At 50.4% G+C, this 7,241-nt stretch carries 7 protein-coding genes; 4 read left to right on the top strand and 3 right to left on the bottom strand.

The features are described from left to right. Together HMPREF0577_RS04255 and HMPREF0577_RS04250 are read left to right on the top strand one after the other, a co-directional pair. A partial coding sequence (locus HMPREF0577_RS04255; protein WP_004012458.1) for a sensor histidine kinase occupies nucleotides 1-1,015 on the top strand: 1,015 nt, incomplete at its 5' end. 25 nt (nucleotides 1,016-1,040) lie between these two features. Beyond that, nucleotides 1,041-1,745: a response regulator transcription factor gene (locus tag HMPREF0577_RS04250; protein WP_004012457.1), complete on the top strand. Its 705-nt coding sequence runs from the start codon at nucleotides 1,041-1,043 to the stop codon at nucleotides 1,743-1,745. Between the two features lie 39 nt (nucleotides 1,746-1,784). On the opposite strand, the gene HMPREF0577_RS04245 is transcribed toward HMPREF0577_RS04250, so the two are convergent. From HMPREF0577_RS04245 to HMPREF0577_RS04235, 3 genes are read right to left on the bottom strand one after another with little or no spacing between them, the layout of a single operon-like run. Further along, nucleotides 1,785-3,017 (bottom strand): ABC transporter permease, encoded by a 1,233-nt coding sequence (locus tag HMPREF0577_RS04245; RefSeq protein WP_004012456.1) that lies wholly within the window; start codon nucleotides 3,015-3,017, stop codon nucleotides 1,785-1,787. Further along, entirely contained in the window at nucleotides 3,007-3,675 is a 669-nt protein-coding gene (locus HMPREF0577_RS04240) for an ABC transporter ATP-binding protein (protein ID WP_004012455.1), read from the bottom strand. The genes HMPREF0577_RS04245 and HMPREF0577_RS04240 overlap by 11 nt, the downstream gene beginning before the upstream one ends. Next, nucleotides 3,672-4,892: a peptidoglycan-binding domain-containing protein gene (locus HMPREF0577_RS04235; RefSeq protein WP_004012454.1), complete on the bottom strand. Its 1,221-nt coding sequence runs from the start codon at nucleotides 4,890-4,892 to the stop codon at nucleotides 3,672-3,674. The genes HMPREF0577_RS04240 and HMPREF0577_RS04235 overlap by 4 nt, the downstream gene beginning before the upstream one ends. 361 nt (nucleotides 4,893-5,253) lie before the next feature. Between HMPREF0577_RS04235 and HMPREF0577_RS04230 the strand changes: the two genes are divergently transcribed. Both HMPREF0577_RS04230 and HMPREF0577_RS04225 read left to right on the top strand, forming a co-directional pair. Continuing rightward, entirely contained in the window at nucleotides 5,254-6,426 is a 1,173-nt protein-coding gene (locus tag HMPREF0577_RS04230) for a hypothetical protein (protein ID WP_004012452.1), read from the top strand. Continuing rightward, a complete protein-coding gene (locus HMPREF0577_RS04225; RefSeq protein WP_248613683.1) occupies nucleotides 6,404-7,093 on the top strand; it encodes a response regulator transcription factor in 690 nt (229 codons plus the stop codon). The genes HMPREF0577_RS04230 and HMPREF0577_RS04225 overlap by 23 nt, the downstream gene beginning before the upstream one ends. Nucleotides 7,094-7,241 lie beyond the last annotated feature (148 nt).

The following is a 7,241-nucleotide window of genomic DNA, read 5'->3' as shown; positions in this document are numbered from 1 at the left end:
TTTCTATCTGATACTAGTGTTTGAAATATTTTTCGCTACTTCGTTAGCTTTAACTGGAGTGTTCCCTGTAACTGGTGGCTTGCTTTATGCTTTATTATATGCAATATTTTCCTCTTTCTCTATACTTAATAAGCCTACAGGGATGTTGTATTTTGGAATGGTTGCAGTTATAGTATTATGGATTACGAGAGGGTGGTATTTATTCGCTGTTTTTGTATATGTAATTTCCCATATTCCAGCGTCATTTACCGCAAATACTGCTTTACAAGGCTATCTACGTTATGTTCTCTTTGAGTTTTTTTGTATTTTAGTTTTTGGTAGTATTAGTAGAGTTTTTGTTCTAAAAATAGCAAAATTTCGTGAGAGAGTAGAGAGATTGTGCAGGATGTTGGACGAACAAGAAAACCGCATCAGAATCCAGCTTGCATCTGAGCTGCATGACTACGTATCCAAGGATTTAGCGGTAATATCAACTATAGCACAAGAGAATCAGGGGACAACAATTGAAGCTGCGAGGCGGGATTCGTGGTCTGCGGTGGCTACTGCGGCGCAACGCGCCGGGGTTAAGCTGCGTATGCTAATAAGTGGCACCAAGACCAGCTTTACCCCAGCAGATATCGTGGAAGCTATTGACCAAGGGAGCTTTATACTTCGGCAACGACAGATTAGGCTTAAACAAATATACGATAAGAGGGACTTTACGTCCCTGAACGACACCCAGGCAAGACTCCTGGTGATGCTGCTGAGGGAAGGGTTGGTGAATATTTTCAAATACTCGCCGGCAAATAGTCGCGCAAAGCTGCAGATTACCAGGAATCAGCAAAACTCAATCTTCGTTCTTATGGAAAACACTATAGCGCCAGAAAGTAAGGTAGGTAAAACTAATTCTTCTGAATTTGGGCTGCGGAATTTGAATTACATTTTTGCTAAAGAGGGGGCGATACTAGTCAAAGAAGATTTTGAAACCACCTGGATGCTGGTTGCTGAGCTTCCAGCAGAAATGGCAGCTCGCTAGGATATAGGCAGGATAAATTACCTCCATGAACGAAAGTATCAAAGTAATCATTGTCGATGACGACGTTGAATACACCACATTACTGAAAAGACTTTTCGAGACACGACAAGAAATGACTGTGGTCGGTATTGCCAATTCTGGCAACCAAGCACTACATTTAATATCACAACTCCATCCGGAAATAGTACTGCTTGATATTGATATGCCAGGTATGAATGGTGTCCAAACTACCAAAACAATTGTCGAACGTTTTCCTACAACTAAGGTTGTTATACTCAGCGCCTATCCCCGCCTAGACTACGTAGAGCAGGCTTTGAGCTGCGGGGCGAGGGGTTTTCTAGTGAAAGGCTCAGATATAGATGATATGATAGGCGGCTTGCAAGCTGTGCGAAGAGGGAAAACAGTCTTAGATAACGAACCGCAAACAGTCCTGATATCTAGCGCACAACGAAAAGCTAAAGTTAAAGGTGCCCATCCAGAATTTGCTAAAGGACTCGATAACTTAGACAAAAGATTCCGGCCACTGTTACCCTACCTGGCGCGGGGACTCTCAGATAAAGAAATTGCTAGAGCACAACATCTCAGTGTGAAAACTGTTAATAATTACATTCTGGAAATACTCAGAACTACCGGATGCTCTTCCCGCACGGAATTTACTTTCAAAGCCCTAGCCACCGGCCTGGTAGAAATTCCGGATGACCTCACGCGGCGCCGCTTTAAAAAGTCATAACAAAGCCTACAATCTAACTCGCTGCTGCGACTAGTCGACTTAGTTAGACCTGACCGCAATCGCGGGCTGTATCCGGGTGGCTCGCCACGCCGGATAAGCCGAAGCCACCAGGCCGACGCTTAACCCGATGATTGGACCGGCGGCAATCCACCACAAGTTCAAAAATGCCGACCAGCCACTCATGAAAGACACCCCCACCACTACCAAGGCGGACAAAGCCGAACCCGCCAGACCACCCAGGAAACCCAGCAACAAACCTTCCACCAGGAACACCGTGGCTACCGCCGCCCGGGAACTGCCCAAGGCACGGCGAATCCCTATCTCGGTGGTGCGGGAAGTCACCGAAACCACCATCGAGTTCGCAATCAGCAGCATCGTCAGCATAATCAAGAACAAGCCAATCCACACCATTTGCCGACTCATCTGAACAGAGACAGTATCGCGCTCATTTTGTGCCGACACCACCAGGGAAGTCACCAGCGAATCCGGGGCGGCGGGCAAGACCACATGGCGCAACACCCGCGCCACGGGAGTCCCGGCACCAATCTTGGTATGAACCATAATCGTCGCCTGGGCATCGGTTCGTGCCCAGCGTAGTCCCATCTGGTAGGGCACGATAATTTCGCGGGTCAAGGACGTATCGGTGTGCAGGAACCCAGCCACCGAAAACTGGACGTGATTGAGCTCCACGCTCAGTCCCGTCAAATCGGCGGTGTGGGGAATCCCCAGGTTTGCGGCAATCTCGCTGCCTAAGAACACCACCGGCAGATTGGAGTCTAACAGGCTGACCGAGCCGGTGGTTTTCACCTCCGAGGCAGCCAGATAACCCGAGGTCACGGCGCGAACCGGGGTGTTATCGCTGCGAAAGCCCGTGGCGGGGCGGGTCACCAGTGGGTCACTGCCCGCCCCGGACATTTCCAGGCTCATCCCGACGTGTTGCACGGTATCCAAGGTAGCGATACGTGACACGGTATCAGCGGGAAAATGCTGGACGATTGGGTTTTCACCCTCAGCGGGCAGTTCGCGGTTCCGGTCTTCGGCATCGAGACGTAGCGATACTGCTTCGCTGAATTCCACTTTGATGGTGCGGTTGGTGGCGGCAGCCAAATCCGCGTCTATCTGGTGGGCAGCATTCGCGGCGATTCCCAGTGATGCCACTAAAGCCCCGATACTCAGCGCGACTGCAGACAGCAGCAAAACCGTGCGGGAAACCTGGGCTTTCAGCTCTATGGATACGTCATTGAAGTAATCCGCAAGGGTTTCAGTCCTCATGCAACACCCCACTTTCCAGGCGCAACACCCGGTCGGCCCAGTCCCGCAAGCGTTCATCATGCGAGATAACCACCACAGTCACGTCCTTTTCGGCTTGCGCGTCGAGCAACTCCAGGATTGTCGCCGCGTTTTTCTGGTCGAGGTTCCCGGTTGGTTCATCGGCCAAAATTAGCTGTGGGTCGCAAATCACCGCCCGCGCGAAGGCAAGGCGTTGTTTTTCACCCCCGGATAGCAGCCGAGTCAGCGCGTCGGCGCGCCCGCTCAGCCCCACGGTTTCCAATGCGCCAGCAATCATCGTCTCGCGCCGGGCGTGGGGGATGTGATTGATGGAGAGCTTCAGCTCGAGATTCTCCGTGACGGTGCGATGCCCCAGGACGTGGAAATCCTGGAACACGAAACCGATTTTCCGGGCGCGAATAAAATTGCGCCGCGCCTCTGGCAGGTGTTCAACGTGTTCGTCTTCAAACAAGTATTCCCCGCCGCTGGGTTCATCCAGCAGCCCCAGAATATTCAACAGCGTGGATTTCCCGGCTCCGGAGTACCCGACAATCAGGACTTTTTCCCCGGTTTCGACCTCTAGGTTCAAGCCGCGCAGCACCTCTACCGGCGGGGTTACCGCATAGGTTTTGGTCAGGTTGCGTATCGCCAGCAGACTCATGATGACACCGAGACAATAACTTCCGTGCCGACCGGCGGGGTTTTCCCGGCTAAAAGGGCGTATCCGTCGATGGTTTCGGCGACTTTCACGGGGAAATGCTGGTGGTTTTTAGCCAAGATTACATAGGTTTTTTCGCCCTCTTGGCGCAGCGCGGTGATGGGCAGGCAGATTCCCTTGACTGTTTCGGTTTCACCCACCGGTTTGAGGCTTACTTTCAGCTCATCTTTTAGCGCCGAGGTGTTTCCTTCCAAGGTGGCAACGAGGTCGCGTCCCCCGAAGGAGCCCAAGTCACTCGACGTACTGAATTCCCCGATTGCAGCGACGGTAGCTATGCCTTGTTTTGTGTTTTCCGCCAGGTCTTTGACTTCCAACCGGGTGCCGACCCCGAGTTTTTGTACCTGCGAAACCTTGGCGCGGAACCGGACGGTGGGGGTGCCGATTTTCAGGGTGACCAGGGCTTGGTCTGCGTTTAGCGGTGTGCCGACCCCGGCGATGTTCTGGACGACGGCTGCAGGGACAGGCAGTGCGACCAGTTCTGATTTCAGGGCGGGGGTGAGTGCGGGTGGTGGTGGAGGGGTGGGGTTTATTGGGGCGGGTTCATGAGGTGTCATCCCGGGTATGGTCTCGGTTTGCGGGGTGGGCTGGTCTATTTCTGGGGGGGTGGGCGGTTTGGGGGGCGGGATTGCCTCGGCGCGCTTGTACAGTAACTCCACAGCATGAGCGGTCATCGGGTTGTAGCGTCCGTGAATCGCGCCCCGATATAATCCCAGCGTGGCCAGGGCTTGTTGCAGCGCGCGAACATCGTCGCCGAAATCATCCGCGTTGATGTCCCGGTACAGGGCAAAGGGCAGTTGCAGCACGATTACTGGCCGCCCGGAGACCCGCCCTAGGACGCTGCCGGATTGCACAGTATCACCGGCTTTCACGGCAGTGTGGGTGACGATGGACGGGTTTGTGCCGCCGGGAATCTTGATGTTCTGGTTGGAACCGGTAGAGATTACACCTTCCAGGTTTTCGGTGGCTTTGTTCAGGGTGCGGTGTTCCACCTTGGCGGTGACGGTGGGCAGTTTTTGCGAGTTGCGGATGGCGGCTTCATTGGGGGAGCGCACCAGCAGGCTAATGAGCACCGCGATGGCGATGAGGGCTCCAAAGAGTATAACCAGTACGACCACCCACGCGTTTCTCGAGGCGTAGAGCTTTTGAGCCAATCGTGGCATGTGTCACCTTTCGTTGTGGTGTAGCGGGTTGCAAAGCCGGGTAGCGCTTGCTTCACGTACGTTCTTTACAAAGACCGACACAACATACCAAACAATTGTGGTTCAATGCTAGAGGTAAAATTACCCTATTTTGGTATGAGCCCTGGTGGCGGCTATTTTTGAATTTTTCAGTGTTGTTGGGGGTGGGCGGGAAAACCGGGAAAACACGCCCCTGGCCGTGTTTCGAGCTTTTGAATAAAATTGGGCGCCACCTGGGACTACGGGGTGATTTTCGAAAATAGGGTAAATTTACCTATAGCTGTCGAATTTGAGTCTGGTTTAGAATAGGGTTTAAAGAAAGTAGGCAAAAGCTGAGGTGAACATGATCCAGGCTATCACGACCATGACCAGGCGAAATGGTACGAGGTTCGAAGTCCTGCTGTTTGCACTCATTGCTCTTGTATTGCTGCTAATGAACGTACTTCGACTTATGTGGCTGGATTTCGATGGCAGAGCCCTAATCATTGGATTCGAGCTATTTTTTAGTTTAGCTCTGTTTTTGGCGGGTAAGTTTACTTTTCTTGGTGGGGTCTTGTACATAATTTTTTATGCGATATCAAATTGTGTGCCGTTTCTTAGCGTTCCGACAACTTTCTTGTATTTAGGAATGATACCGATTTTAGCCCTATGGATAGCTAATAGGTGGTATCTAGTAACTGTCGTTGCCTATGCGCTCTCTCATTTGCACATCGTTTTTATAGCCGATGAGAACATACGATTCTACTTGGAGTATTCAGTGCTAGAGCTTTCGCTTGCGCTCATCATTGGCCTCGGTATACGACTAAACGCTAAGAAGGTGGAAAGCTTGCAACTAAATCTAGTCAGCGCCCAACAGCAAATAGAAAATCAAGAAAGGGAAATTCGTCAAGAACTATCGGCGGAACTTCATGACCACATAGCCAAGAACTTGGCATTAATGTCAATTATAGCACAAGAACGTGTGCTATCAACCAGTGGATCGGAGGCTCCTCGGGACTGGTCGTCTATTGTGGTGTTGTCTCAACAAGCATCTGCTTCGCTAAGATTTCTTATTAGTGGGATGAAAGAAAAGGTCACGTCCGAAACGATTCGGAACATTATCGCGCAAAACAAGATACTCTTGAAACAAAGGCGGTTTCAAGTCCTTTTTACCTTCAATTATGATGATATCACCGTACTAGACACTGGTCAATTGAAATTGCTGGCTTTATTACTTAGAGAAGGTTTTATGAATATTTTCAAATACTCTTCACTAAAATCCAAAGTACAGTTTTCTTTACACCTAGACCAGGCTGGGTCGCTCTACGTGTTGCTTTCAAACGAAATAAACGCCAAGACTTCAGTTTCACCATCGCTTACGTCTAATTTTGGTCTAAATAACCTTTATCGGGTATTCGAAAAAGAAAAAGCTAGTATTGTCGCTACTAAGGCAGAGAATATATGGCTTTTAAGCGCGCTGATTCCAGCCTATTCCCAGATTGATAGGAGGCGAAATGGTATCGACACCAATGATTGAAATCCTTATAGTTGACGATGATGCAGAATACAGCTCTCAACTGGCTACTTTGCTTTCTCATAGTAGCGAAATCCGAATTGTTGGAATTGCCGATAGTGGCGAGTCTGCCTTGGAGTTAATTCCGCAACTTCAGCCCGATATAGTCCTCTTGGACATCGACATGCCCGGAATCGGTGGTTTGGCAACCCTTCAGTTAATTGTTCAAAATTTCGACAATGTCCAGCCTGTAATTCTCAGCGCCTTCCCGCATCCTGAAAATGTTGAACGTGCCTTAGGCGCTGGAGCCAGAGGGTTTCTGGTTAAAGGCTCTACCATGCAAGACTTAGTGACTCAGCTGCGCACCGTTGTCCAGGGCAAGATACCGATAGATAGCGAGCCGGAGCAAGTGCTGATATCCAATGTTTCAAAAAAGATACAAGTTCGGGATTCCTTCCCTGAGTTTGCTCAAGGGGTCTCCGGCTTACCCGAACGTTTCAGACCATTGCTCCCATACCTTGCTCGCGGTAAGTCCGACAAGGCTATCTCTAGGGAACTTCACCTCAGTGTTAAGACCATTCGTAACTATGTTACGGAAATTCTCGAAGTAACTGCGTGCGAGTCTCGCACTGAATTCGCTTTCAAAGCGCTATCTACTGGTCTGGTAGAGGTTTCACCGGACTTGCTATAGTCCTTGACCTGCAGTTATGTGGCTTCCAGGAAAATTGGGTAATTCTACTCTACGCTTTGGGCGGTGATTGTTTCTAACCGTCTGGTAGAATAACCTCCAGCTGTCAGTGAGGTTGCCAGGTTCGGGTACTGCACCTACTAGCGAAAGG

This window comes from Mobiluncus mulieris ATCC 35243 (assembly GCF_000160615.1).
Lineage (GTDB): Bacteria > Actinomycetota > Actinomycetes > Actinomycetales > Actinomycetaceae > Mobiluncus > Mobiluncus mulieris.
Note: the sequence above shows the minus strand (reverse complement) of the source record. Positions and strands in the feature narration are given on the sequence as shown.

Excerpts from the sequence above, each read along its gene's own strand:
- HMPREF0577_RS04250 (WP_004012457.1), top strand. The coding sequence starts at position 1,041 with ATGAACGAAAGTATCAAAGTAATCATTGTCGATGACGACGTTGAATAC.
- HMPREF0577_RS04245 (WP_004012456.1), bottom strand. The coding sequence starts at position 3,017 with ATGAGGACTGAAACCCTTGCGGATTACTTCAATGACGTATCCATAGAG.
- HMPREF0577_RS04240 (WP_004012455.1), bottom strand. The coding sequence starts at position 3,675 with ATGAGTCTGCTGGCGATACGCAACCTGACCAAAACCTATGCGGTAACC.
- HMPREF0577_RS04235 (WP_004012454.1), bottom strand. The coding sequence starts at position 4,892 with ATGCCACGATTGGCTCAAAAGCTCTACGCCTCGAGAAACGCGTGGGTG.
- HMPREF0577_RS04230 (WP_004012452.1), top strand. The coding sequence starts at position 5,254 with ATGATCCAGGCTATCACGACCATGACCAGGCGAAATGGTACGAGGTTC.
- HMPREF0577_RS04225 (WP_248613683.1), top strand. The coding sequence starts at position 6,404 with ATGGTATCGACACCAATGATTGAAATCCTTATAGTTGACGATGATGCA.